We start from the raw sequence: 24,027 nt of genomic DNA on the forward strand, positions 1-24,027 counted from the left end.
GATGACTGGGCCGGCGTTCCTGGATCAAGCCCTGTTCGATGAACTGGCCGGGAAAGCCGCGGCCAGCCCACGCGGGCGGCAGCATCACAACTTCCACCAGATGGACGAGCCTTGCCATCGCATGGCGGTGGGCTTGCAACCGTCGACCTACATCCCGCCACATCGCCACCTGAGCGCCGACAAGGCTGAGACCCTGCTGGTGCTCAAGGGCCGGCTCGGTGTGTTGATCTTCGACGAAAGCGGTACGGTGCTCGACAAGCGAATCCTGCAGGCCGGCGGCGATTGCCTCGGTGTCGACTTGCCGGCTGGCGTCTACCACGGCCTGGTGGTACTCGAAGCCGACAGCCTGATGTTCGAATGCAAGGCGGGCCCTTATCGGCCAGTGGGCGAGGGCGAACTGGCCCATTGGGCACCTCGCGAAGGCGAGCCCGGCGTGGCGCAATACCACGCTTGGATGCGCGCTCAGTTCGATTGATCGACCTGTGGTGAGGAGGCTTTTGTGGCGAGGGGATTTATCCCCGCTGGGTTGCGAAGCGACCCTAGAACAATCGACTCGATTAGCCTGACACTCCGAGTCGCCTGATTTTAGGGCTGCTTCGCAACCCAGCGGGGATAAATCCCCTCGCCACAGGTCGGGCGCGTCTTCAATGGGCCATACGACTGGCCAACCAATGCTCGCTCTTGACCCGCGCCTGTTCCAAGGTCTGCACATACGCCAATTGACGCTGTTCACGATGTATTCCAGCGCGGCGCAGTTTCAGGCGTACCCTCGGCGCGGTCGCGACCAGGATCAGGCCGATGCCCTGCTTGCGGTAATCCCTCAGGATATTTTCAAACGCGGCCAGGGCGGTCATGTCCAGCATCGGTACGGCGCTCATTTCCACGACCACCACCCGAACACCCGGGTCGAACTTGCGCAGCACGTCCAGGGCTTTTTCCGCTGCGCCAAAGAACAACGGCCCGCGAATGGCATAGCAGCGAACATGCTCGGGCATGTCCAGCAAGGCTTTATGGACATGGCGCGGCAGCTCGGCGCTGTCGGTCAGTTCGCTCATGCGCTTGATAAACAGTCCGGCCGCCAGCAACAGGCCGACGGCGACGGCCATCACCATGTCGAACAGCACGGTCAGGCTCAGGCAGGTCAACAGGACCAGCACATCGCTGCGCGGCGCTATACGCAGCGTGTGCAGCACATGCCCGGCCTCGCTCATGTTCCAGGCCACCATCACCAGCAATGCCGCCAGCGCGGCCATGGGCAAGTAGCTGAACAGCGGTGCCAGCAGCACAATCGCCACCAATACCACCAGGCTGTGGATGATCGCCGCCAGCGGTGAGGTCGCGCCGCTGCGCACGTTGGTGGCGCTACGGGCGATGGCGGCGGTGGCGGTGATGCCGCCGAACAGCGGCGCAACCAGATTGCCCAGGCCCTGGCCCATCAGCTCGGCGTTCGGGTCATGTTTGCTGCCGGTCATGCCGTCCGCCACTACCGCGCACAACAATGATTCGATGGCACCGAGCATGGCGATGGCAAACGCCGGCCCCAGCAATTGGCGGAACAGGTCATAGGAAAGCACCAGCCCATGACCTTGGCTGTCCGACAGGTTCCACGGCCAGTCGAAGCTCGGCAGGAAAGGCGGGATGCCGGGATAGGCGATGCCATCGACGACATAGCTGAAGCGCTCGCCCAATGTTGCGATCGGCCATCCGCCACGCTCCATCGCCAGCCCCAGCAGCGCGCCCACGAGCAAGGCCACCAGGTGCCCGGGAACCCGTGGTACCCAGCGCGGCCAGGCAATCAGCACGGCCAGGCACGCGACGCCGATGATGCCGTCGCCAAGATGGGCGCTGGGCAACGCGACGACCAGCTCGCCGAGCTGTTCGATGTAGTGCTTGGCGTGGCCTGCGGTGGTCAGTCCCAACAGGTCCTTGAGTTGCAGCGTGGCGATCACGACGCCGATCCCGGCAGTGAAACCGAGGATCACGGGATAGGGGATGTATTGGATCAGCCGCCCGGCGCGCATCAATCCCAGGGCGATCAGGATCAAGCCGGCGAGCATCGTGCACAGCAGCAGGCCGCCCAATCCGTATTGCTGGGTGATGGGCAGCAGGATGACGACAAAGGCAGCCGTCGGCCCACTCACGTTGAAACGCGAGCCGCCGGTCAGGGCGATCAGTGGCGCCGCCACCAGCACCGTGTACAGGCCATGCTGGGGCGGGACGCCAACGGCGATGGCCAGTGCCATGGCCAGGGGGATGGCGATGATGCCCACGGTGAGCCCGGCCACCAGATCGCCGCGCAGGCGTTCAAGGGTGTAACCGGCACGCCAGGCTTGGCGCCAGGCGGCAAACAGCGGTGGGGCGGAGAAGGACATGGATACTCCACATGACGTAAATGGAACATGGGGTCCTGTGGCGAGGGGATTTAGCGAAACGTCGCACCGCCCCGCTGGGTCGCGAAGCGGCCCCGGCTTTTTGTATCGCCAGGCTGAATGCAAGTGCTACGCACTTGAGCGGGGATAAATCCCCTCGCCACGAAAGCGTACCTCAGTGAGGTCACGCAGATTGCCCTCTGAGTATGCCGCGCCAGACACCTGGATGTATTGACCCGGGTCGCTTATTTTTTCCACGGATGCTAGCGTGCCCAGCCAAGTCTCTGGAGCCTGTCATGCGTGTATCGATCCACCGCTGCGCCACTCTGCTATTGATAGCCAGCCTGCCTATGACAGCCATGGCCGCGCCGATGCACAGCCAGTTCCTGCCCCCCGATGACCTGGTGGCGCGCCAGGAACAGCCCGAACAGCAGCAGTTGCTGCAAGTCACGGAGTATTCGGTGGTGCTGGGCAACCAGCGACCGTCCAATCAACAACCGATCCCGGTCACCTCGCCCTTGATGGTGCGGCTCAAAGGCAAACCCCTGAACAAGGGCGCGACCATCAACCAGGTCATCCTCAATTTCGATGGCGAAAGCAAAAGCCTGAAGAAACCGGTGTTCGACGAGGTAAGCAAGACCCTGACCCTGTCTTATCCACAGGCCCAGTACCGAGTCGTCATCGATCTGCTGCGCAACGACACGGTCTACGTGCAGTTTCTCAGCTACGCCAACGGTCACATCTGGGCCGACCTGCACACTGGCACCGCACGCCCGCGTTGAGCCGCGACGCCCGGCAGGGGTAAACTGCCCGCCCCGTGAACTGTGCGAGCTGGAGCCGGCAATGCGTAAAGACAAGAAACAGGTGATTGGTGACGAGATTGGCGATGAACAGATCAAGCTGTTCCTCAATTTTGAACCGATCGATGCCACGTCGCCGTCGCTGCACAAACTGATCAAGGCCTACCGTGGGCTGCGTGTCGATGATTTCGAGCGCTTCCTGGTGTTTTTTGCCGAGGCGGGCTACGACCTTAACGGCAAGGACGAACATGGCAATGATTTCGTGACGCTGGTTCGCGATCAGCGCAATGCCCAGGAATACATTGAATTGATCGAGAAGGCGCGTGGCTGATTGATTCAGGGGCCTGCTTCGCAGGCCAGCGGGAGCAAGCTCCCTGGCCACGAGGTCCTAAAAAAACGCCCCGCTCTCATGGAGAACGGGGCGTTTTTTTAGCCGATCGAATCAAGCGTAGCTTTGGGTCTCGCTGCTTTCTTCAACCAACTCCAGCGCGATGTTGTTCTGCGCATTGATCTTGCGATACAGCGCCGCGTCGGTTTCCAGCACTTTTTCCCGGGCCGGGAAGATTTCCGCGAGCTTGGTGGCCCATTCGCCCTTGGCTTTTTCCGGGAAGCAACGCTCGATCAGTTCCAGCATGATCGACACGGTTACCGAAGCACCTGGCGAAGCGCCGAGCAAGGCGGCGAGGCTGCCGTCCTTGGCCGCCACCAGCTCGGTGCCGAATTGCAGGATGCCGCCTTTCTTCGGGTCTTTCTTGATGATCTGCACCCGTTGGCCGGCCACTTCCAGGCGCCAGTCTTCGGCTTTCGCCTCGGGGTAGAAGCGGCGCAAGGATTCCAGGCGCTGTTCCATGGACTGCATCACTTCGCTGATCAGGTACTTGGTCAGGTCCATGTTGTCCCGGGCCACGGCCAGCATCGGGCCGATGTTGCCGGCGCGTACCGACAACGGCAAGTCCATGATCGAGCCGTGCTTGAGGAACTTGGTGGTGAAACCGGCGTATGGCCCGAACAGCAGGGACTTCTTGCCGTCGACCACGCGGGTGTCCAGGTGCGGCACCGACATTGGCGGCGAGCCCACGGCGGCCTGGCTGTAGACCTTGGCCTGGTGGTGCTTGACCACTTCCGGGTTGTCGCAACGCAGCCACTGGCCGCTGACCGGAAAGCCGCCGAAGCCCTTGCTCTCTTCGATGCCTGAGGCTTGCAGCAGTGGTAACGCGGCGCCACCTGCACCGAGGAAGACGAACTTGGCGTCGACTTCCCGGGTATTGCCGGAATTGACGTCCTTGATGCTCACGGTCCAGCCATCACCGTTGCGCTTGAGGCCGGTGACGCGCTTGCAGTATTTGATCTGGGTGTCCGGCGCACTGCCCAGGTGCTTGAGCAACTGGTTGGTCAAGGCGCCGAAGTTGACGTCGGTACCGTTCATGACGCGGGTGGCGGCGACAACTTCGTCAGCCGGCCGGCCTGGCATCATCAGCGGCATCCACTCGGCCATCTGGCCCTTGTCTTCGGTGTATTCCATGTCGGCGAAGGCGTGATGCTGGCGCATCAGTTCGAAGCGCTTCTTCAAAAACTCCACGCCTTTCTCGCCCTGCACGAAGCTCAAGTGCGGCACGGGGGCGATGAAGGATTTCGACGAGCCGAACGTGCCCTTCCTGGTCAGGTACGTCCAGAACTGCTTCGATACTTCGAACTGGGTGTTGATGTGCACGGCTTTCTTGATGTCGACGGTGCCGTCGGCGGCCTGGGGCGTGTAGTTCAGCTCACACAGCCCGGCGTGGCCGGTACCGGCGTTGTTCCAGGGATTGGAACTCTCCGCGGCACCGGAATCCATCAGCTCGACGACTTCCAGCGAGATCGCGGGGTCGAGCTCCTTGAGCAGCACGGCCAGGGTGGCACTCATGATGCCGGCCCCTACCAGAACTACATCGACTGCTTCGTTATGCGCCATTTAACGCGTCTCCAAAAATCTGCAGCACCAAATTGTCGGCATAGCGGCCAGGAAGCGGGGCAAGTCAGTTGCGCCCCAGGAATCCATGGCCAGGAATCGCCATGTCCGAATCTTCGCAATTTTTCGCAACACTGCGGATGCATGCAGCACGGCCTCAAGAGTCACATGAACTCATTTAAGCGCCGGGCAGGCAATTCGACTTATGGCCGAGACATCCGTTCGTGCAACCAAATCCGTAGCGGACAGGCTTCAGGCGCCGGTTATTGAACGATATCCGGTCCTGTGTCGTTGGGCTGTTCCAGACGCTAATGGTGCTTGTTCAGACGCAAAACTCTTCATTTGCTCGCCACACTCTTGTGAAGTTGTGAAAACCCGTTTTTTCACGCTCTTTTGAAGACGTGAACCTCAAAAAAGGGCTGTCCCAGCCTGGCACCGCGCCCGGTTTGGTTGCCCTCATGCAGTACATGACAGGCAAAACGGGCAGACAGCTCAGTGACCGAGCGTAATGACAGCTCTGCAGATTCGTGAAAAGCGGAGATTTTGCCCGGGAACAGCAAGCGCGCCAGCTTCACTCGATCTGTGTGGGCGGCTCTCTGTGGGCGGTGCGAAGTGCCAATACAAGCGCATCAGCGATGTTGCGAGGCCCGATCAGGAGACGTCCTTATAATCGGGGGGAGATTGTAACGAAGAAACGCGTGGAAATGGTCGTGTTTTATGACTTTTATTAGCCTTCCGGTCAGACGGCCAACAGTTGCCGGCTACGGGCGCGTGCGCGGGGCGGTTGCACTCGCGCTTCGACGGGCAGGGGCTGGTGCAGCCAGTTGAGGCGGATCTCTTCGATTTCCACCCAGCCTTCGCCCATGGGTTGCAAGCTGCATTGCTTGAACGCCTGGCAGCGACCGGCGCGGTCCAGCAGGGCAAAGCAGCGATGATGGGGACGGGGGGTAAACAGATCGATCAGAAAACGCATGGTCGGATACCGTGTCGAGGGAACTTGTGGACAGCCTGACAGCCGGCCATGACATGCTGGTTTAAGGAAGGTGACAACGGGGTGACAGGAACCGCCCACGGTGGCCCTTGTCAGACATCTCGGTATTCATGCTGCGACGCTGGTTCGCCGCGATGGCGCACCGCTATACTGCCGGCCTGTTTGTGCCCGATTCTGGAGAGAAGAGCATGTTGCAACGCCTGTTGTTCGGTTTGATCGCCGTGACCAGTCTGACCCTCGTCGGCTGTGCCCACAGCCCGCAGCAACTTAACCCGGAACCCAAGCTCAACGCCCAATTGGCGCCGGTGGGCCGTGGCCAGCCGGTCGTGGTGCGTGTCGTGGACGGTCGTCCGTCGCCGACCCTCGGCACCCGCGGTGGGTTGTACCCTGAAACCAGCGTGATCACGGTGCAGGGCGCGCAGATCCTGCCGAAGTTGCAGGCCCAGGCCGAGGCGGCCGTGCGCCTGCTGGGCTTCACCCCGACCGCGAACGCCATGAACGCGCCGCAACTGACCGTGACCCTGGCGGAGCTGAAATACCAGTCGCCCAAGGAAGGCATGTACGTGACCGAAGCAACGATCGGCGCGACCTTCCGCTCCGACGTGCAGAACGCGAACCGTCGCTACAGCGGTCGTTACGGCGCTTCGCTGGACCAGCGCTTTGGCATGGCGCCGAACCAGGACACCAATACCAAGCTGGTCAGCGACGTGTTGAGCGATGCCCTGACCCGTCTGTTCAAGGACCCGACCATTGGTCAGGTGTTGGCAGAGTAAGTAACAAGCCCCATATCCCTGTGGGAGCGAGCTTGCTCGCGATAGCGGAATGTCAGCCACTTTGATGTTGGCTGATCACTGCCATCGCGAGCAAGCTCGCTCCCACAGGTTTTTTTTATGGATGAGATATTCAGGCGGCCTGGGAATAAAGCTCCAGCACGCTGATCCCGGTCAGCAGGTCTGTCTCCGGAAGATCAGCATGTGGATGGCCGCCGAGGGCGCAATACACCAGCCAGTGCCGGTCCTGGACGTTGAAGGACAGGCTGTCGACGAGGTTCTGTTGTTCGTCGCTCGGGCTGATGAGGTAGAGGCGATCCTGGTTTTCGGCGTGCAGCATGACGGGTTCCGTGCAGGTTTGGAGGGCGACAGGGTGGCCTATCCTTATGACGAAACCGTGACGGATGAAATTAATCCGCCACAAACGCATTCAGTATTGAACGACATCGTTACCGGTCGGAAAAAGCCGCGCAGCGCGCCAGGCTTTCGGTAGAATCCGCGCCCTGATTTGTAGGTCTTGGGCGCAAGGCGTCCGTTTTTCGCTTGAGGTTCGTGATGTCGTTGCAACTGTTTTCGTTGTTCGCTGCCCACCCCGCCAAACTGATCAACCTGCTCGCGCTGCTGTTTGCCTGCCCGGGTGGCTGGGTATTGCACGCAACGCGCCGCCGCGAGCAGCGGGCGCGGGCCTGTCTCGAAGCGCGTGGCGGCGAAAGCAATGAACGATTCGAAGCGCTGCTGGACCTGGCGACGCAACGCATGAACCGGTTTTTCTACCGCTTCGGTTTTGCTTGCCTGGGCGTTGCGCTGTTGATGTCGTGGTTCAGCACAAAGCTCTGATGAAGCAATCTGTGGCGAGGGGATTTAGCGAAACGTCGCACCGCCCCGCTGGGCTGCGTAGCAGACCCGATATCTATGGCTAGCCCAAGGGCTTGCGAGTGCTGTGCACTCGAGCGGGGATAAATCCCCTCGCCACAGGTCACTCGCTCTAAGGGCTGTCGCTTAAAGCGCCAGCCCCGCCTTGACCCGATACTGGTTACGCACCGGCGTTGCATATTGCAGCACCAGGAACGGTCGCTGTTCCACCGGACACTCATCCAGTCGACGCTGCCATTCCTCTTGGGCCTTCGCCAGTTCTTCGGCACCGAACACCTCGGCGGCCGTCGGGACCTGTAGCTGCGGGTCGGCGTCGGCCCATTGGGCATAGGCCAGGTAATGCACCGGGAACAGGCGATAACCGCCGAGGATCTGCCGGTCCATCTCCGCTGCCAGTTGCTTGGTGTCCTCGAACAGCTCGGTGATCGGCGCGGCAAAATTCACATGGACCCGGCCTTTATAGCCAGTGATGCCCTTGGCGATGCTGACGTCATCCTCGCCCGGTGCCTTGGTGTAGGTCCCGGTAGTGGCGCGGATGTACAACTCGCGGGCCTTGGCCTGGTCACACGGATCGTATTCGTAGCTGATCGACACCGGCGTCAGGTTCAGCGAGCGGATCACCTCGCCGAACGGTTCGTCCTTGCGGCTCATGTGGAACATCTTGAGGATCGCTGATTCGGTGCGATCGTCACCGTCCTTGGCCCTACCTTCGGCCTGGGCGATCCAGATCGAGGCGCAATCGTTGCGGATCGAGTGGTTGATGTACGCCGACAGCAACTGGTACGCCGCCATTTTTTCCCGGCGACCGGTGATCGAGCGGTGCACGATAAAACTCTTGTTCAGGCGCATCAGGTCGCTGACGAACGGCTTCTGCAGCAGATTGTCGCCAATGGCGATGCGCGGGGTCGGCAGGCCGGCGTGGTACACGGCGTAGTTGACGAACGCCGGGTCCATCACGATGTCGCGGTGGTTGGCGATGAACAGGTAAGCGTTGCCGGATTTGAATTGCTCCACCCCGGTGTACGTCACGCCATCGGTGGCGCGCTCGATGGTGTGGTCGACATAGAACTCCACTTTGTCCTGCAACGTGGCGACCGATGTCACACCGGCGAACTCTCGACGCAACTTCTGCGCTATAAGGGGTTTGAGCATCCAGCCGAACGCGCCGGCCAGGCGCGGGAAGCGGAAGTGGGTGAGGATATCTAGAAACGCCTTGTCGCTGAGCAGCCGTGCCAGCACTGCTGGGACTTCACTGTCGTCGTAAGGTCGGATGGCATCGAATTCGCCCATCATGCTCTCTTGTTGGAAACGGCTAGGGTAAGTAAAGGTTCGATCGAAAATACGACAGGGCACGGCCTGGAAAATAAGCCAGACGAAAATAGCCCTGCAAATAGACCGGCGATTATACGCACAAGTCACTTGGGAGACCGCGATGCTGGAAGCCGCTGAGTATGAATGTCCGTATTGTGGGGAAGAGGTAGAGACTTCATTGGATCTTTCCGGTGGCGACCAGACCTATATCGAAGACTGTCAGGTCTGCTGTCGGCCGATTACCTTCGTACTGCAAGTCCACGGTGAGGAGTGGCACCTCGAGGTCTTCAGCGAAAACGAATGATGGGGTGGCCATGCAGCGAATCTACGAGTTGGAAAACCTGATGGAAGGCGAATTGCTCCAAGGCATGCTCGCCAGCGAAGGCATCACGGCACATCTGGTGGGCCGTGACCTGGTGGGTGGCGCGGGGGAGCTGCCGATGCACGGGCTGTTGGGGCTGGCGGTGGACGATGAACAGGCGCAATACGCCCGGGAGTTGATCGCCGCCTACAATGCCGCGCTGCCGGTGCCCGGCGATGAACCGGACAGTTACCCCGGAACGCTGGTCTGTTAGGCTGGCCGCCGTTTGATATGAGAGCCGTATTTCCCCATGTGTGGACGTTATGCCCTGTTTCGCTGGAATCCCGCCTTCGCGGCCTTGCCCGGCTTCCCCGTCGATCAGAAGGCCCAATGGAACATTTCGCCCAACGATTCGGTGCTGATGCTGCGGGTTGGCGCCGACGGCCAGCGCGAATTGGCCCGGGCGCGCTGGGGGCTGACGCCGCCGTGGCTGACCGATCTGTCCCGTACTCCCGCCCACGCCCGGGCCGAAACCGTCGCCGAGCAACCGATGTTCCGCGAGGCCCTGCGTTTGCGCCGGTGCCTGCTGCCGGCCAACGGATTCTACGAATGGCGCGGTGGATCGCGTAAACGCCCGTACTGGCTGACGCCAGGAGAGGGTTCGTCGCTGTTTTTCGCGGCGATCTGGGAAGCGTATCCGGTGCAGGAACAGGTGTGGTTGAGCACGGCAGTCATCACCCAACCGGCGGCTGGCCAGCGTCGGCCATTGATTCTGGACGAAGAAGGCCAACGCCTCTGGCTTGATCCCGAGACACCGTTGCATGCCTTGCAAGGGCTGCTGGCGAGCGAGCCGGGGCAATTGCGCGAGCGGGTGTTGGCGAACATGGTCAACGACCCGAAACTCAATGGGCCGGAGTGCCTGACGCCGGCTTGAGGGTTGTGGCGACAGTCCCAACCCCTTCGCGAGCAGGCTCGCTCCCACCGGGAGTCGGGCCTTTCAGAAAAATCTGTAATCCTCGCGCTGTGTATCTGGCGCCGATACAAATCAACGCCTAGGATACGCGCACGTTTCCAGGGAGCTTCATAGATGAACAAGATTTTGATGGTAAGTGCGCTGAGTGCGGGTCTGCTGCTTGCCGGTTGCCAATCGGTCAACACCACCAGCGGCGGAGCCGTGGGGGTGGAGCGCAAGCAGTACATGTTCAGCATGCTGTCGACCGCCGAGGTCAACCAGATGTACGCCCAGTCCTATCAGAAAACCATGGGCGAGGCGAAAGCCCAGGGCGCTTTGGACAAGACCAGCAGCGATGCCAAGCGTCTCCAGGTCATTGCCGACCGCCTGATTGCCCAGGCGCCTGTGTTCCGCCCGGATTCGGCGCAGTGGAACTGGGAAGTCAACCTGATCAAGAGTGACGAGCTCAATGCCAACTGCGGGCCTGGCGGCAAGATCATGTTCTACTCCGGCTTGATCGACCAGCTGAAACTGACCGACGCTGAAATCGCCGCGATCATGGGCCATGAAATCGCCCATGCCTTGCGCGAGCATGGCCGTGAAGCCATGTCCAAGGCCTATGGTATCGAAATGGCCAAGCAGGGCGCCGGCGCGATATTCGGCCTGGGCCAGGACAGCCTGGCGCTGGCCGACACCGTGGCCAACTACGGCATGACCTTGCCCAACAGCCGTGGCAACGAGAACGAAGCCGACCTGATCGGCCTCGAACTGGCCGCCCGCGCCGGCTACGACCCGAACGCCGCGATCACCCTGTGGAACAAGATGGCCAAGGCTTCGGAAGGCGCTCCGCCGGAATTCATGAGCACCCACCCATCGTCGAGCAGCCGGATCGCCTCGTTGCAAGCGGCGATTCCGAAGGTGATGCCGCTTTACCAGCAGGCCAAGAAGTAAGCATCGTCACGCGGTGAGGCGGCTGGCCTCATCGCGAGCAAGCTCGCTCCCACAAGGACAACGAAGTCCCCTGTGGGAGCGAGCTTGCTCGCGAAGAACGATAACGCGGCAAGTCTGATTCAAATCAATCAAACCCACCCACTGCTCTGCATTGCCTTGTATACCGCCACGATTGCCAGGATGAAAAACGCCGAGGCGGCCAGGCGGCGGATGAGGGCCAGGGGCAGTTTCTCGGCGGCGAAGTTGCCAGCCAATACCACCGGCACGTTGGCAATCAACATGCCCACGGTGGTGCCAATGATCACCAACCACAGTTCCGGGTATTGCGCGGCGAGCATCACCGTGGCGATCTGGGTCTTGTCGCCGATTTCCGCCAGGAAGAACGCGATCAGCGTGGTCAGGAACGGCCCGAACCTGCGAGCCGTATTGGCCTCTTCATCGTCCAGCTTGTCCGGGACCAGGGTCCACAATGCCGTGGCCGCGAAGCTTGCCGCCAATATCCAATGCAACACCGAGTCGGAGAAGAACCCACTGACCCAGGCACCCACCGCGCCCGCTGCCGCGTGGTTGGCCAGGGTCGCGGCGACGATGCCGGCGATGATCGGCCAGGGTTTGCGAAAGCGAGCGGCAAGGATCAGCGCGAGCAGTTGCGTCTTGTCGCCGATTTCGGCCAGCGCAACGATGGCGGTAGGTACGAGTAGAGAGTCCAGCATCAGGAAATTCCTAAGAGGGGCGGGTCGACACGGCTATGACACGTACAGCCTTCCCGCCCCGGGTAAGGTGTGCGTGTCATAGGTCTTGTCAAACCCAGCGACCATCTGCGTGGACGCTTGGGCCGCATACGCCATGGTCTGCTGACCAAGTATGTTGACGTATGCCGGGCGAGCAGAGCGCTCGCGGGAGACTACTCCCCTAGGACGGTGCGGATTCTGCCTAGGCAAATCCGATTGGGCAAGCGCTGTTTTTCAAGGATGCTTCAGCCGCGCTTGGCCCGGTAGATGCGAAAACCCTGGCCTTCGGCCTTGATGGTGCACGTGCCGAGGTGCTCTTCGATCAGCGGCTGGTATTTGAGGAAACTGTTGGCAACCAGCCGCAGTTCGCCGCCATTTTTCAGATGTTTGGCGGCTTTTCGCAGCAGGTTTTCCGTCGCGTGATAATCGGTGTGCACCCCGACATGGAACGGCGGATTGCTCAGGATCGCGTTCAGGCCCATGGGCGCGGCGTCGATCCCGTCACCGGTCAGTACGTCGGCTTCCAGGCCGTTGGCGGCCAAGGTCAGGCGACTGCTGGCGGCGGCGAAGGCATCCACATCCAGCAGCGTCACGGTGTTGTGCGGGTAGCGGCGCTTGACCGCAGCGCCCAGCACGCCGGCGCCGCAGCCGAAGTCCAGCAGGTGGCCGCTGGGCAGCTTGTCCAAGTGCTCCAGCAACAGCGCACTGCCGCGATCCAGCCGCCCGTGACTGAATACCCCCGGCAAGCTGATGACCTTCAGCGGACCTTCGGCCAACGGCAGCTCATACGTCTGTGCAAGGCTTTCCAGCGGCTTGGCCTCGGGCGCGTTGGCGACGGTGACTTGCCAGAGCTGGCAGTGCCGCGCGCTGTCGAGCTTGCGTGGCTTGCCGAATGGGTTGAGCTGCTTGGAAGCCCCCTCGATGCCGCTGCGTTTTTCCCCCACCAAGTACACCTCGCGACCGGCCAGGCGCGCGGCCACGGCGTTGAGGATGTAGTCGGTGAGGTCCTTGGCCTTGGGCAGGAACACCACGGCGGTGTCGAACCCTCGCTCGGGTACGTTCACGCCAAAATGGCTGCGCTCCGGGAAGCGCGCATCCAGGGCCGCTTGATCGCCGGCGTGCCAGCACCAACCATGGGCCTCGGGCAGGCGGCCGAGCAGATCGTCGGCGGGCAGGCCAGCCAGCAGGACCGAACCCTGGAATAGCTCAGGTTGACGAAGCAGTACTTCACTGCGCGGATCCATGGTCTGCTCCTTGAAAAAAAGTGCGGCAGTTTATCAACTGACGACTCGTCGCGCTGTACCGCTGAAAAATCCCTGGGCGTTTTCGCTCAGTTGGCCAACGATCCGCTGCCGAGCCTCGCGGCTGCCCCAGGCGTTGTGGGGCGTGACGATCAACCGTGGGGTGTCGCCTGTCAGGAGCGGATTGCCCTCGGTGGGCGGCTCCACGCTCAACACGTCGGTGGCCGCACCGCCCAGGTGACCGCTGCGCAGGGCGTCGGCCAAGGCTTGCTCGTCGATCAGCCCGCCGCGTGCGGTGTTGACCACGAACGTACCGGGTTTGAGCAAGGCCAGTTCGCGCGTGCCGATGAAATGACGGGTGTGCTCGTTGAGCGGACAGTGCAGCGTCAGGGCGTCCACTCGCGGCAACAGTTGGTCCAATGGCAGGCGGTCGGGACGAGCGGGGCGTCCGGGAATCTGTCCCAGCAAGACGCTCATGCCAAAGGCTTCGGCCAGCCGCGCGACGGCGCCGCCCAATTCGCCATGGCCGAGCAGTCCGAGGGTCTTGCCCTGCAGCTCGACAATCGGATAATCCAGCAGGCAGAACTGCGAAGCCTGTTGCCAGCGACCTTCGCCCACGGCTTTTTGATAATCGGCCAGGCGCGTCGCCAGGTTCAGCAACAGCATGATCGTATGCTGGGCGACCGACGGCGTGCCGTAGCCCTGGCAGTTGCTGACGGTAATGCCATGGCGGCGGGCCGCGACCAGGTCGACGTTGTTGGTGCCGGTGGCGCTGATCAGGATCAGTTGCAGTTCGGGGTTGGCGGCCATCGCGGCTGCATCGATCACGACCTTGTTGGTGATCGCCACCGTGGCGCCCTTGAGCCGCTCTGTTACCTCATCCTGGCGGGTTCCGGCGAACAGTTGCAGTTCGCCGAAGCATTCGCGCAACGGGCCGAGGTCGAGGTCGCCGAGGTCCAGGGAAGGGTGATCGAGAAAAACTGCGCGGGCGGTATTGGTCATCAGCTGTACCTGTCATGGAAAGGACTGAAGGCGTAATGTGGCGAGCCTATCAGAACATTTGCCGTGGCGAGGGAGCTTGCTCCCGCTGGCCTGCGAAGCAGGCCCCAGAGGCAAGCGACTGCTGCGCAGCCGAGCGGGAGCAAGCTCCCTCGCCACGGGATTCATTCAACAGAGATTGTCGCAAGGAGCCGCACCATGTACCTCGCCGAATTCCTCACCGTCGCCCTGATCCATTTGCTGGCCGTGGCCAGCCCTGGTCCGGATTTCGCCGTGGTGGTGCGTGAAAGCGTGACCCACGGTCGCCGCGCCGGGACGTGGACAGCGTTGGGCGTCGGCACCGCGATCTTCCTGCACGTGGGATATTCGCTGCTGGGCATCGGCCTGATCGTGTCCCAATCGATCGTGCTGTTCAACGCATTGAAGTGGGCGGCCGCCGCCTACCTGTTGTACATCGGCTTCAAGGCATTGCGTGCGCAGCCGGCCAAGGCCAGCGAGGAAAACCTGCACAAGGAAGTCGGCGAACGCACCGCTCGCGGCGCATTTACCGCCGGCTTCGTGACCAACGGCCTGAATCCCAAGGCGACGCTGTTCTTCCTGTCCCTGTTCACCGTGGTCATCAATCCCCATACCCCGATGGCGATCCAGGCCGGCTACGGCGTCTATCTCGCAGTCGCCACGGCGGCCTGGTTCTGCATGGTGGCGATGCTGTTCAGCCAGGCACGGGTGCGTGCCGCTTTTGCCCGCATGGGCCACTGGTTCGACCGGACCATGGGCGCCGTGCTGGTTGCCATCGGGGTGAAGCTGGCGTTTACCGAGGCCCATTGATTGGGCTGAACCCGTCCCGATGATGGCTCAAGGCTGGTATTTGCGAGCGGATCAAATCATTCCTTCGGCTGATTTGGTCCGTGAAGAAGCGCTTTAGAGTGCTTACTTTCCAGCCAAGACCGTGCAGTCAGAAAAGGGACACTTATGTTGCAGACTCGCGTAATTCCTCCAGCCGAAGGCGCCTATCAATACCCGCTGCTGATCAAGCGGCTGCTGATGTCCGGCGCGCGTTACGAGAAAACCCGCGAGATCATCTACCGCGACCAGTTGCGCTACAGCTACCCGACGCTGATCGAGCGCGTCGCGCGGCTGGCCAATGTGCTGACCGAGGCGGGGGTGAAGGCCGGCGATACCGTGGCGGTGATGGACTGGGACAGCCATCGTTACCTGGAATGCATGTTCGCGATCCCGATGATCGGCGCGGTGATCCACACCATCAACGTGCGCCTGTCGCCGGAGCAGATCCTCTACACCATGAACCACGCCGAGGACCGCTTCGTGCTGGTCAACAGCGAGTTCGTCGGGTTGTACCAGGCGATTGCCGGGCACCTGACCACGGTGAAGAAAACCCTGCTGTTGACCGACCTGCCGGAAAAAACCGCCGACCTGCCAGATCTGGTTGGCGAGTACGAGCAACTCCTGGCCGGTGCAAGCCCGGTCTACGACTTCCAGGATTTCGACGAGAACTCCGTCGCCACCACGTTCTATACCACCGGCACTACAGGCAACCCCAAGGGCGTGTATTTCACCCATCGGCAACTGGTGCTGCATACCCTGGGCGTGTCGACCATCATGGGCGCCATCGACAGCGTGCGACTGCTGGGCACCAACGACGTGTACATGCCGATCACGCCAATGTTCCATGTCCACGCCTGGGGCCTGCCGTACGTGGCGACCATGCTGGGGCTCAAGCAGGTCTACCCCGGTCGTTACGACCCGGAGTTCCTGGTGGAGCTGTGGCGCAAGGAAAAGGTCACGTTCTCCCACTGCGTGCCGACCATCCTGCAGATGGTCCTCAACGCCAAGGGCGCCCAGGACACCGATTTTGGCGGCTGGAAAATCGTCATCGGTGGCAGCGCCCTCAACCGCAGCCTGTACGAGGCGGCCAAAGCCAAGGGCATCCAGCTCACCGCCGCCTACGGCATGTCCGAGACCGGCCCGCTGGTGTCCTGCGCCCACCTCAACGACGAACTGATGGCCGGCAGCGAAGACGAACGCATCACCTACCGGATCAAGGCCGGCGTGCCAGGGCCGCTGGTGGAGGCGGCGATCGTCGATGGCGAGGGCCGCTTCCTGCCCGCCGACGGCGAGACCCAGGGCGAATTGGTGCTGCGCGCGCCGTGGCTCACCGAAGGTTATTTCAATGAACCACAGAAGGGCGCCGAGCTCTGGAGCGGCGGCTGGTTGCACACCGGCGATGTCGCCACCCTCGATGGCATGGGCTTCATCGACATTCGCGACCGCATCAAGGACGTGATCAAGACCGGTGGCGAGTGGATCTCCTCCCTGGACCTCGAAGACCTCATCAGCCGTCATGCGGCGGTACGTGAAGTAGCAGTGGTCGGCATTCCCGATCCGCAGTGGGGCGAGCGGCCGTTTGCCTTGCTGGTGATTCGCGAAGGGCATGAGATCGGGGCTCGCGAGCTCAAGGAACACCTCAAGCCGTTTGTCGAGCTGGGGCATCTGAGCAAGTGGGCAATCCCGAGCCAGATTGCCCTTGTTACGGAAATTCCCAAGACCAGCGTCGGCAAGCTCGACAAGAAGCGTATCCGCGTCGACATCACCGAATGGCAAAGCAACAACAGCACCTTCCTCTCGACGCTCTGAGCGTCCCTGCCGTGCCCGAAAAGGGCACGGCAGCCCCACCAAGCAAGCGCTTGTCTTGTCAAAACCGAAAATTCAGCCATCCTTGCCGTGCCGACAGGTGTCGGCCTGGCGAAGGACTGTTCCAGAGTGGTCGTGGGCTGCAAATCACACTTTAGAGGGATCAAGCCGTACTACCTGCTGGCTATAGTCCGCTCAAGGTTTTCTGGAATGGTACGCGCGTGCCAGCACGGCGAAGGGTTTCCGGAAATACCCACTGCCATAACAATAAAACACATGGAGTTGCGTCGATGACCTCAGCAAACACTTTCTGGCGCCGGGCAAAATTGCCGCTGGCCGTCAGTCTTGCCTCCTCGCTCGCCGGCCCGGCTTTCGGCGTCAGCTTCAACATCGGTGAAATCGAAGGCCAGTTCGATTCGTCCCTGTCGGTCGGCGCGAGCTGGTCCACGGCCAAGGCCAACAAGAACCTGATCGGCGTCAACAATGGTGGCCATGGTTTGTCCCAGACCTCTGATGATGGTCACTTGAATTTCAAGCGTGGGGAAACCTTCTCGAAGATCTTCAAGGGTATCCATGACCTGGAGCTGAAGTACGGCGACACCGGTGTGTTTGTGCGTGGCAAGTATTGGTATGACTTTGAGCTCAAGGACGAAAGCCGTCCGTTCAAGGACATCAGCGACAGCAACCGAAAAGAAGGCGCTCAGTCTTCCGGCGGGCAGATTCTCGATGCGTTCATTTACCACAACTACGCCATTGCCGATCAGCCCGGCTCGGTGCGCCTCGGCAAGCAGGTGGTTAGTTGGGGCGAGAGCACCTTCATTCAGAACGGCATCAATGCCATCAACCCGGTCGATGTATCCGCGTTCCGTCGTCCGGGCGCCGAGGTCAAGGAAGGGCTGATCCCGGTCAATATGTTCTATGTGTCCCAGAGCCTGACCGACAATTTGTCAGCTGAAGCTTTCTACCAGTTGGAGTGGGACCAGACCGTTACTGACAATTGCGGGACTTTCTTCTCGCAGCCGGACGTCATTTCCGATGGTTGTGACAGTAACCTGCGAGTGCTGAGGAGCGCGTCGGCGATTCCAGCTGCTGCGATGCCTACCTTGGGTGCGTTCGGAGTGGACGTTGATGGCGAAGGCACTTTGGTTCGTCGTGGCGCCGACCGTGATGCTCGGGACAGCGGCCAGTTTGGCGTGTCTTTCAAGTACATGTACGAGCCGCTGGATACTGAGTTTGGCGCTTATTTCATGAACTACCACAGCCGTGCGCCAATTTTCAGCGGTCATGGTGCACCCGCCAGCGCTTATACCAGCGGACCAGGGTTGGTAGGGTCGCTGATGGCCGCTGGCATTCCGTTTGCTCAAGCGGTTGCCATGGCTCAAGCCATGGTACCGATGGTGGTCGCAGGTAATTCAAACTACTACGTCGAGTATCCCGAAGATATCCGCCTGTATGGCCTGAGCTTCTCGACCACATTGCCCACAGGTACCGCATGGAGCGGCGAAATCAGCTACCGTCCGAATGCACCGGTCCAGCTCAATACCACTGACATCCTGTTTTCCGGATTAACGCCTCTGAACCCCGATGTTTCTGTACTGCCAGGACAGGCAGACACGGACCAGCCAGGCTATCGCCGCAAGGAAGTGACACAACTGCAAACCACCTTTACCCACTTCTTCGATCAGGTCATGGGCGCCGAGCGCCTGACATTGGTAGGCGAGGTCGGTTTCACTCACGTCGGTGGTCTGGAAAGCACTTCCAAGGCGCGTTATGGCCGTGATCCAAGCTATGGCCCTGGGCCATTGCCGAATGGCCAATGCGAGATATTGAACGGTTCGACCCTGGCAGGCGGAGCGCAGAACAACGCTAGTCGCTATTGCGAAAATGATGGCTTCACCACGGCAAACTCCTGGGGTTATCGCGGTCGCGCGATCTGGGACTACAACGACGTGTTCGCCGGTGTAAACCTGCGGCCGAACGTGGCTTGGTCCCATGATGTGAAAGGCTACTCGCCAGGCCCTGGCGCCAACTTCGAGGAAGGTCGCAAGGCCGTCAGCCTCGGGCTGGATGCCGAGTACCAGAACACCTACACCGCCAGCCTGGCCTACACCAACTTCTTCGACGGCAAGTACACCACTGTGGACGATCGCGACTTCGTGGCGCTCAGCGTCGGCGTGAACTTCTAAGCACCGTATTTCAGGACGACACACTATGAAAATAACAAAGAATCTGTTGCAAGTCGGTGCGCTGGGATTATCCCTGTTGGCGGCCAGCGTCATGGCCGCCGTGCCTGCCGCCGAGGCCGATAAGCTGGGCAAGAGCCTGACGCCGATGGGCGCCGAGATGGCCGGCAACGCCGATGGTTCGATTACAGCCTGGAAACCCATGGCCAAGAACGCCGGCAGCGTGGACGGCAAGGGCTTCCTCTCCGACCCATACGCCAGTGAAAAACCGGTCTTCACCATCACCGCGCAGAACGTCGAGCAGTACAAGGACAAGCTCGCCCCGGGCCAGTACGCGATGTTCAAGCGCTACCCGGAAACCTTCAAGATGCCGGTCTACCCGACCCATCGCGGCGCCACCGTGCCGGATGACGTGTTGGCCTCCATCAAGAAAAACGCCGTGAACACCAAGCTGGTGGGCGCTGGCAACGGCCTGGAGAATTTCGAGACGGCGGTGCCGTTCCCGATTCCCCAGAGCGGGCTCGAAGTGATCTGGAACCACATCACCCGCTATCGCGGCGGCAGCGTGACACGTCTGGTCACCCAGGCCACGCCGCAGCCCAACGGTTCGTACAACCTCGTGTACTTCCAGGATCAGTTCGTGTTCCGCGACAAGATCAAGGGCTTCGATCCGGCCAACCCGGGCAACGTGCTGTTCTACTTCAAGCAGCAAGTGACTGCGCCGGCGCGCCTGGCCGGTACCGTGCTGCTGGTGCACGAAACCCTCGACCAGGTGAAGGAGCCGCGCAAGGCCTGGATCTACAACGCCGGCCAACGCCGCGTGCGCCAGGCCCCGCAAGTCGCCTACGACGGCCCGGGTACCGCCGCCGACGGCCTGCGCACCTCCGATAACCTGGACATGTACAACGGCGCGCCGGACCGTTACGACTGGAAGCTGGAAGGCAAGAAAGAGCTGTACATCGCCTCCAACAGCCACAAGATCGATTCGCCGCAGCTCAAGTACGCCGACATCCTCAAGGCCGGCCACATCAACCAGGACTTGGCGCGCTATGAGCTGCGTCGCGTCTGGCATGTGACCGCAACCCTGAAGGAAGGCCAGCGCCACATCTACGCCAAGCGTGACTTCTACATCGACGAAGACACCTGGCAAGCCGCGGTCATCGATCACTACGACGGCCGTGGCCAACTGTGGCGCGTGGCCGAAGCCCATGCCGAGAACTACTACGACAAGCAAGTGCCGTGGTACGCCATGGAGGTTATCTATGACCTGCAGTCCGGTCGCTACCTGGCCCTGGGCATGAAGAACGAAGAAAAGTCGGCTTACGACTTCGGCTTCACCGCGTCCACCAGCGACTTCACCCCGGCGGCACTGCGCCAGGAAGGCGTTCGCTAAATCGCTCCACCCGAGGCCGCATCCTCGAAAAAACGCCCCGACTGGTTCGGGGCGTTTTTTTTGACCGACACAAAAGCAGCACTCCAAGGCATTTGGTTTGTAGCCTTTTTGTAGCCATTTGTAGCACTCCCTTCAATACCTCTCCGTTTACGGCTAGTCTGCGGACATCTGCAACGCCGCCACCCGCATTCCAACAAGAGCCGGCCATGACTGATTTGTCTTCACTTCCGGATTCTTCCCGCGCAGCCATTGCGGTACAGGAAGGGCGCTTCTACCGCCCACCCTTGCCCGACGGCCATGTCGTGCGGCCGCGGTTGTGCGAGCGCCTGGGTGCCGGGCTTGGTGGCCGGTTGCTGTTGGTGAGTGCGCCGGCGGGGTTTGGCAAAAGCTCGCTGGCGGTGGAGTTCTGCCAGGGCCTGCCGGCCCACTGGCACAGCCTCTGGTTAGGGCTCAGTGCCCGGGACAACGACCCGGGGCGTTTCCTGGAGCGGCTGCTCGAAGGGCTCCAGGCGTTTTTCCCGCAACTGGGTGGCCGGGCACTGGGCCTGCTGAAAATGCGCCAGCGCCATCAGCCCTTCGCGTTCGAAGAATGGCTCGATGGTCTGCTCGATGAGCTATCGGCGCATCTGTCCCCTCGCGATCCCTTGCTATTGGTGCTCGACGACTACCATCTCGCCCAGAGCCCGGTGTTGGATCGCTGCCTGCAGTTTTTTCTCAATCACCTGCCCGACGGGCTGCTGGTGCTGGTCACCAGCCGTCAGCGGCCGGATTGGCACCTGGCGCGCTTGCGCTTGTCGCGACAGTTGCTCGAACTCAACGAGCAGGACCTGCGCCTGACCCACGACGAAGCGCAGACCTTGCTCCAGCATCACAGCAGTTCACTGCGCGGGGAGGCGCTGGAAAGTCTCATCCAGCGCAGTGAAGGCTGGGTGGCCGGGCTGCGTTTCTGGTTGCTCGCCGCTTCCGAGGCCGGCAGCGAAGGGCGACTGCCCCAGGCCCTGCACGGTGGCGAGGGGCTGATCCGCGATTACCTGCTGGAGGAAGTCATCGATTGCCTGCCCGTCGAGGTGCAGGCGTTTCTCTATGACATCGCCCCGCAAGAGCGCTTCTGCAGCGAACTGTGCGATGCGGTGCGCGATGCCCATGACAGTCAGGAAATTCTTCAATACCTGGCCGCGCACCAAGTGTTCCTGGTGCCGTTGGACGAACATGGCCACTGGTACCGTTTCCATCATCTGTTTTCCGACCTGTTGCGCAGCCGTCCCAGTGCGCCGGCCATGGTGCCGGCCGCGACTTTGCACCTTCGGGCCTGCCGCTGGTTCAACGCCCAGGGCTTGATCGACGAAGCCGTGGAGCAGGCGCTGCGGGCGGGGCACCTGGATGTGGCGGCGAACCTGGTGCAGAACCTGTCGGAAGAGCAACTGCTGGCCGAGCAGAACGTCGGCATGTTGCTGCGCTGGAAAATGGACTTGCCCGACAGCCTGCTCATCAGCACCCCGAGGTTGATCGTGCTTTACAGTTGGGCGCTGGGCCTGGCCTGCCAACTGGATGCCGCCGAGGAGCTGGCCGCACACTTGAGCCGCTTCCTGCCGGCCCCATCGGCCACCGCGCAAAAGTCCATGCTCGCGCAATGGCTCGCCTTGAGCGGTATCGTCGCCCGGGGCCGTGGCGACCGCGCGGCTACGTTGCGCTATTGCACCGAAGCCCTGGAAAGCCTGCCGCAAAAACGCTATGGCCAACGCCTGATGTGCTTGTCCACGCTGTCGAACCTGGCGATTGCCGATGGCGACCTGTGGCGGGCTCGTGCCTTGAACCGAGATTCCCTGGAGCTGGCGCAACGGGTCGGCAATCCGCTCTTCGAGGCCCTGGCCCATTACGATCGGGCCCGGGTGCTGCAAGCGCGGGGAGAAATCCTGCGGGCGCTCGAAGAGGTGAGACAAGGGCTGCAACGTCTGCAGGGTTTATCGCCACAACGGTTGTACGCGGTGCGAGCGCGTTTGGTCCTGTATGAGGGATTTCTGCTGACCCTGCGCATGCAGTCCCAGGCTGGATTGGCACGGTTGCAAGCCGGCCTGACCGAAGCCAGGGCCTGCCGTGACATCAGCGTGTTGATCGGCCATTGCGTGATTGCACGCGTCGAAGGCTACAACGGTGAGTTCGCCCGGGCCTTTGCCGAACTGGCCGAGGCTGAGCGCCTGATGCATATCTGGGACGTTCCGCCGGTGTATTACCTGGCGATGATCACCCTGGTCAAATGCGAGCTCTGGCTTGCCCAGGGCCGCACCGAGCTGGCCGAAGCCTGGTTAGCGCGACTGGGACAGACCTACACCGGCGAACGGGCTGCCGCGCCTCCGGAATTCCATCCGCAACTGCCACTGCACGTCGAACTGCAACAAGCGTTGCTGGAATCCATCCGCGGGCAGCCGATGCAGGCCGAAGGGCGCCTCGATGCGTTGCTGGAGCACGCGCAGCAAACCGGCCGGCAAATGCTCAGCGTCATGGTGCTCAATCAGAAGGTCGCGTTGCTGCTCGCTGTGGAGCGTGAGCCGCAAGCTCGAAGCGCCCTGGCCCAAGCCTTCGAGGCCGCCATCGGCGGGGTGCTGCAACCTTTCGAGTGGTTGTTGAAAGAACATCCGGAGTGGCTGCGCGAGCAACTGTTGCAGGCACCGCCCAGCGATTTGCGCCAACAACTGCTCGAATCCTTGCCATCCGCGGCGACGCCAGCCACCGAATCCATGACGCCGGTCGAAACCCTCAGCAGCCGTGAACGCGCGGTGTTGCAACTGATTGCCCAGGGCTGTTCCAACCAGGAGATCAGCGAGCAATTGTTCATTTCGCTGCACACGGTGAAAACCCACGCCAGCCATATCAACAGTAAACTCGGCGTGGAACGCCGCACCCAGGCCGTGGCGCGGGCGAAGGCGTTGGGGTTGTTGGGATGAGGTTGCTGTGACAAAACTGTGGCGAGGGAGCTTGCTCCCTCGCCACAAGAGCCATTACGCGTGAGTCGAGGAATCCATTCGATGTTGCCGTTGTACAAAACCATCCCGTCCCCCGTCGGCGAGCTGATCCTTGTTGCCCGAGGCACGAAGCTGGCGGCGATCCTGTGGGAAAACGAACGGCTCAATCGTGTGCGCCTCGGGCCGCTGGAGCCAGACGACGATCACCCGACGCTCAACGAAACCGAGCGTCAACTGCTGGAATACTTCGCCGGCCAGCGCCGCCGTTTCGAATTGGAGCTGGACTTCGCCGGCACTGATTTCCAGGTGCGGGTCTGGCAGGCTTTGCTGACGATCCCGTTCGGCGAGACCCGCAGCTACCGCGACATTGCCATCCAGATTGGCCAGCCGACCGCGACCCGCGCCGTCGGGGCGGCCAATGGACGCAACCCGATCTCCATCATCGCCCCCTGCCATCGCGTCATCGGCACGTCCGGCAGCCTCACCGGTTTCGCGGGCGGCCTCGCCGCCAAGCAGTTTCTGCTCAGCCTCGAAGGCCAACAGAGCCTGCAGCTGGCGTTCTGACCCTCACCCAATCCCCATGTGGGAGCGAGCAAGCTCGC

The 24,027-nt window shown here is 61.6% G+C and carries 23 protein-coding genes and 1 riboswitch; of the genes, 15 read left to right on the forward strand and 8 right to left on the reverse strand.

The genetic code is table 11. The features are described 5' to 3' along the window. Position 1: 1 nt before the first annotated feature. Positions 2 to 475, forward strand: a complete 474-nt coding sequence (locus JMN22_RS17490) for a WbuC family cupin fold metalloprotein (protein ID WP_198796253.1) — start codon at positions 2 to 4, stop codon at positions 473 to 475. A 169-nt stretch (positions 476 to 644) separates the two neighbouring features. Here JMN22_RS17490 and dauA read toward each other — a convergent pair whose 3' ends face one another. Then, the gene (dauA, locus tag JMN22_RS17495) at positions 645 to 2,372 is read right to left on the reverse strand and encodes a C4-dicarboxylic acid transporter DauA (RefSeq protein ID WP_198796254.1); all 1,728 of its coding nucleotides are present in this window, start codon (positions 2,370 to 2,372) and stop codon (positions 645 to 647) included. Between the two features lie 293 nt (positions 2,373 to 2,665). Here dauA and JMN22_RS17500 point away from each other — a divergent pair, with 293 nt between their 5' ends. Beyond that, the gene (locus JMN22_RS17500; RefSeq protein WP_198796255.1) at positions 2,666 to 3,151 is read left to right on the forward strand and encodes a hypothetical protein; all 486 of its coding nucleotides are present in this window, start codon (positions 2,666 to 2,668) and stop codon (positions 3,149 to 3,151) included. Between the two features lie 61 nt (positions 3,152 to 3,212). Further along, on the forward strand, positions 3,213 to 3,500 hold the full coding sequence (locus JMN22_RS17505; RefSeq protein WP_030138598.1) for a PA4642 family protein: 288 nt from the start codon (positions 3,213 to 3,215) through the stop codon (positions 3,498 to 3,500). A gap of 111 nt (positions 3,501 to 3,611) precedes the next feature. Here JMN22_RS17505 and mqo read toward each other — a convergent pair whose 3' ends face one another. Both mqo and JMN22_RS17515 read right to left on the reverse strand, forming a co-directional pair. Then, positions 3,612 to 5,120 (reverse strand): malate dehydrogenase (quinone), encoded by a 1,509-nt coding sequence (gene mqo / locus JMN22_RS17510; RefSeq protein ID WP_198796256.1) that lies wholly within the window; start codon positions 5,118 to 5,120, stop codon positions 3,612 to 3,614. A gap of 736 nt (positions 5,121 to 5,856) precedes the next feature. Continuing rightward, positions 5,857 to 6,090, reverse strand: coding sequence for a hypothetical protein (locus JMN22_RS17515; protein ID WP_030138600.1), 234 nt, complete (start codon positions 6,088 to 6,090; stop codon positions 5,857 to 5,859). A 206-nt stretch (positions 6,091 to 6,296) separates the two neighbouring features. On the opposite strand from JMN22_RS17515, the gene JMN22_RS17520 reads away from it, so the two are divergent. Beyond that, entirely contained in the window at positions 6,297 to 6,881 is a 585-nt protein-coding gene (locus JMN22_RS17520) for a YajG family lipoprotein (protein WP_030138601.1), read from the forward strand. A 130-nt stretch (positions 6,882 to 7,011) separates the two neighbouring features. Here JMN22_RS17520 and JMN22_RS17525 read toward each other — a convergent pair whose 3' ends face one another. After that, entirely contained in the window at positions 7,012 to 7,218 is a 207-nt protein-coding gene (locus JMN22_RS17525) for a hypothetical protein (protein WP_030138602.1), read from the reverse strand. Between the two features lie 215 nt (positions 7,219 to 7,433). Between JMN22_RS17525 and JMN22_RS17530 the strand changes: the two genes are divergently transcribed. Further along, the gene (locus tag JMN22_RS17530) at positions 7,434 to 7,715 is read left to right on the forward strand and encodes a hypothetical protein (RefSeq protein WP_030138603.1); all 282 of its coding nucleotides are present in this window, start codon (positions 7,434 to 7,436) and stop codon (positions 7,713 to 7,715) included. Positions 7,716 to 7,877: 162 nt separating this feature from the next. Here the strand turns inward: JMN22_RS17530 and JMN22_RS17535 are convergent, their stop codons facing one another. Continuing rightward, complete coding sequence (locus JMN22_RS17535) at positions 7,878 to 9,044, reverse strand: 1-acyl-sn-glycerol-3-phosphate acyltransferase (protein WP_033864426.1); 1,167 nt, start codon at positions 9,042 to 9,044, stop codon at positions 7,878 to 7,880. A 139-nt stretch (positions 9,045 to 9,183) separates the two neighbouring features. Here JMN22_RS17535 and JMN22_RS17540 point away from each other — a divergent pair, with 139 nt between their 5' ends. The 4 genes from JMN22_RS17540 to JMN22_RS17555 all read left to right on the forward strand — a co-directional run bounded on the left by JMN22_RS17540 (position 9,184) and on the right by JMN22_RS17555 (position 11,266). Further along, positions 9,184 to 9,366 carry a CPXCG motif-containing cysteine-rich protein gene (locus JMN22_RS17540; RefSeq protein ID WP_030138605.1) on the forward strand — a complete coding sequence of 61 codons (183 nt, stop codon included), beginning with the start codon at positions 9,184 to 9,186 and terminating at the stop codon, positions 9,364 to 9,366. A gap of 10 nt (positions 9,367 to 9,376) precedes the next feature. Next, positions 9,377 to 9,637: a putative signal transducing protein gene (locus JMN22_RS17545; RefSeq protein WP_030138606.1), complete on the forward strand. Its 261-nt coding sequence runs from the start codon at positions 9,377 to 9,379 to the stop codon at positions 9,635 to 9,637. Positions 9,638 to 9,673: 36 nt separating this feature from the next. Then, positions 9,674 to 10,297, forward strand: a complete 624-nt coding sequence (locus JMN22_RS17550) for an SOS response-associated peptidase (RefSeq protein WP_030138607.1) — start codon at positions 9,674 to 9,676, stop codon at positions 10,295 to 10,297. A gap of 153 nt (positions 10,298 to 10,450) precedes the next feature. After that, positions 10,451 to 11,266 (forward strand): M48 family metallopeptidase, encoded by an 816-nt coding sequence (locus JMN22_RS17555; RefSeq protein WP_030138608.1) that lies wholly within the window; start codon positions 10,451 to 10,453, stop codon positions 11,264 to 11,266. 128 nt (positions 11,267 to 11,394) lie between these two features. On the opposite strand, the gene JMN22_RS17560 is transcribed toward JMN22_RS17555, so the two are convergent. The 3 genes from JMN22_RS17560 to JMN22_RS17570 all read right to left on the reverse strand — a co-directional run bounded on the left by JMN22_RS17560 (position 11,395) and on the right by JMN22_RS17570 (position 14,240). Beyond that, a complete protein-coding gene (locus tag JMN22_RS17560; protein ID WP_030138609.1) occupies positions 11,395 to 11,979 on the reverse strand; it encodes a TMEM165/GDT1 family protein in 585 nt (194 codons plus the stop codon). A 90-nt stretch (positions 11,980 to 12,069) separates the two neighbouring features. Next, positions 12,070 to 12,191: riboswitch (yybP-ykoY riboswitch) on the reverse strand. Positions 12,192 to 12,242: 51 nt separating this feature from the next. Next, positions 12,243 to 13,241, reverse strand: a complete 999-nt coding sequence (locus JMN22_RS17565; RefSeq protein ID WP_030138610.1) for a class I SAM-dependent methyltransferase — start codon at positions 13,239 to 13,241, stop codon at positions 12,243 to 12,245. A 33-nt stretch (positions 13,242 to 13,274) separates the two neighbouring features. Further along, positions 13,275 to 14,240, reverse strand: coding sequence for a 2-hydroxyacid dehydrogenase (locus tag JMN22_RS17570; RefSeq protein ID WP_198796257.1), 966 nt, complete (start codon positions 14,238 to 14,240; stop codon positions 13,275 to 13,277). Between the two features lie 195 nt (positions 14,241 to 14,435). On the opposite strand from JMN22_RS17570, the gene JMN22_RS17575 reads away from it, so the two are divergent. From JMN22_RS17575 to JMN22_RS17600, 6 genes are all read left to right on the forward strand, one after another. Further along, positions 14,436 to 15,065 (forward strand): LysE family transporter, encoded by a 630-nt coding sequence (locus tag JMN22_RS17575; RefSeq protein ID WP_198796258.1) that lies wholly within the window; start codon positions 14,436 to 14,438, stop codon positions 15,063 to 15,065. A gap of 144 nt (positions 15,066 to 15,209) precedes the next feature. Further along, positions 15,210 to 16,892 carry a fatty acid--CoA ligase gene (locus JMN22_RS17580; RefSeq protein ID WP_030138613.1) on the forward strand — a complete coding sequence of 561 codons (1,683 nt, stop codon included), beginning with the start codon at positions 15,210 to 15,212 and terminating at the stop codon, positions 16,890 to 16,892. A gap of 287 nt (positions 16,893 to 17,179) precedes the next feature. Further along, on the forward strand, positions 17,180 to 19,075 hold the full coding sequence (locus JMN22_RS17585) for a DUF1302 domain-containing protein (RefSeq protein WP_198796259.1): 1,896 nt from the start codon (positions 17,180 to 17,182) through the stop codon (positions 19,073 to 19,075). Between the two features lie 25 nt (positions 19,076 to 19,100). Beyond that, a complete protein-coding gene (locus JMN22_RS17590) occupies positions 19,101 to 20,465 on the forward strand; it encodes a DUF1329 domain-containing protein (protein ID WP_198796260.1) in 1,365 nt (454 codons plus the stop codon). Between the two features lie 206 nt (positions 20,466 to 20,671). After that, on the forward strand, positions 20,672 to 23,407 hold the full coding sequence (locus JMN22_RS17595) for a LuxR C-terminal-related transcriptional regulator (RefSeq protein WP_198796261.1): 2,736 nt from the start codon (positions 20,672 to 20,674) through the stop codon (positions 23,405 to 23,407). Positions 23,408 to 23,488: 81 nt separating this feature from the next. Further along, on the forward strand, positions 23,489 to 23,989 hold the full coding sequence (locus JMN22_RS17600; RefSeq protein ID WP_198796262.1) for a methylated-DNA--[protein]-cysteine S-methyltransferase: 501 nt from the start codon (positions 23,489 to 23,491) through the stop codon (positions 23,987 to 23,989). The last annotated feature ends 38 nt before the right edge of the window (positions 23,990 to 24,027 follow it).

It is taken from the genome of Pseudomonas sp. HB05, assembly GCF_016756915.1.
GTDB lineage: Bacteria > Pseudomonadota > Gammaproteobacteria > Pseudomonadales > Pseudomonadaceae > Aquipseudomonas > Aquipseudomonas alvandae.

Coding starts and splice junctions, on each gene's coding strand:
- JMN22_RS17490 (WP_198796253.1), top strand. CDS start 2: ATGACTGGGCCGGCGTTCCTGGATCAAGCCCTGTTCGATGAACTGGCC.
- dauA (WP_198796254.1), bottom strand. CDS start 2,372: ATGTCCTTCTCCGCCCCACCGCTGTTTGCCGCCTGGCGCCAAGCCTGG.
- JMN22_RS17500 (WP_198796255.1), top strand. CDS start 2,666: ATGCGTGTATCGATCCACCGCTGCGCCACTCTGCTATTGATAGCCAGC.
- JMN22_RS17505 (WP_030138598.1), top strand. CDS start 3,213: ATGCGTAAAGACAAGAAACAGGTGATTGGTGACGAGATTGGCGATGAA.
- mqo (WP_198796256.1), bottom strand. CDS start 5,120: ATGGCGCATAACGAAGCAGTCGATGTAGTTCTGGTAGGGGCCGGCATC.
- JMN22_RS17515 (WP_030138600.1), bottom strand. CDS start 6,090: ATGCGTTTTCTGATCGATCTGTTTACCCCCCGTCCCCATCATCGCTGC.
- JMN22_RS17520 (WP_030138601.1), top strand. CDS start 6,297: ATGTTGCAACGCCTGTTGTTCGGTTTGATCGCCGTGACCAGTCTGACC.
- JMN22_RS17525 (WP_030138602.1), bottom strand. CDS start 7,218: ATGCTGCACGCCGAAAACCAGGATCGCCTCTACCTCATCAGCCCGAGC.
- JMN22_RS17530 (WP_030138603.1), top strand. CDS start 7,434: ATGTCGTTGCAACTGTTTTCGTTGTTCGCTGCCCACCCCGCCAAACTG.
- JMN22_RS17535 (WP_033864426.1), bottom strand. CDS start 9,044: ATGATGGGCGAATTCGATGCCATCCGACCTTACGACGACAGTGAAGTC.
- JMN22_RS17540 (WP_030138605.1), top strand. CDS start 9,184: ATGCTGGAAGCCGCTGAGTATGAATGTCCGTATTGTGGGGAAGAGGTA.
- JMN22_RS17545 (WP_030138606.1), top strand. CDS start 9,377: ATGCAGCGAATCTACGAGTTGGAAAACCTGATGGAAGGCGAATTGCTC.
- JMN22_RS17550 (WP_030138607.1), top strand. CDS start 9,674: ATGTGTGGACGTTATGCCCTGTTTCGCTGGAATCCCGCCTTCGCGGCC.
- JMN22_RS17555 (WP_030138608.1), top strand. CDS start 10,451: ATGAACAAGATTTTGATGGTAAGTGCGCTGAGTGCGGGTCTGCTGCTT.
- JMN22_RS17560 (WP_030138609.1), bottom strand. CDS start 11,979: ATGCTGGACTCTCTACTCGTACCTACCGCCATCGTTGCGCTGGCCGAA.
- JMN22_RS17565 (WP_030138610.1), bottom strand. CDS start 13,241: ATGGATCCGCGCAGTGAAGTACTGCTTCGTCAACCTGAGCTATTCCAG.
- JMN22_RS17570 (WP_198796257.1), bottom strand. CDS start 14,240: ATGACCAATACCGCCCGCGCAGTTTTTCTCGATCACCCTTCCCTGGAC.
- JMN22_RS17575 (WP_198796258.1), top strand. CDS start 14,436: ATGTACCTCGCCGAATTCCTCACCGTCGCCCTGATCCATTTGCTGGCC.
- JMN22_RS17580 (WP_030138613.1), top strand. CDS start 15,210: ATGTTGCAGACTCGCGTAATTCCTCCAGCCGAAGGCGCCTATCAATAC.
- JMN22_RS17585 (WP_198796259.1), top strand. CDS start 17,180: ATGACCTCAGCAAACACTTTCTGGCGCCGGGCAAAATTGCCGCTGGCC.
- JMN22_RS17590 (WP_198796260.1), top strand. CDS start 19,101: ATGAAAATAACAAAGAATCTGTTGCAAGTCGGTGCGCTGGGATTATCC.
- JMN22_RS17595 (WP_198796261.1), top strand. CDS start 20,672: ATGACTGATTTGTCTTCACTTCCGGATTCTTCCCGCGCAGCCATTGCG.
- JMN22_RS17600 (WP_198796262.1), top strand. CDS start 23,489: ATGTTGCCGTTGTACAAAACCATCCCGTCCCCCGTCGGCGAGCTGATC.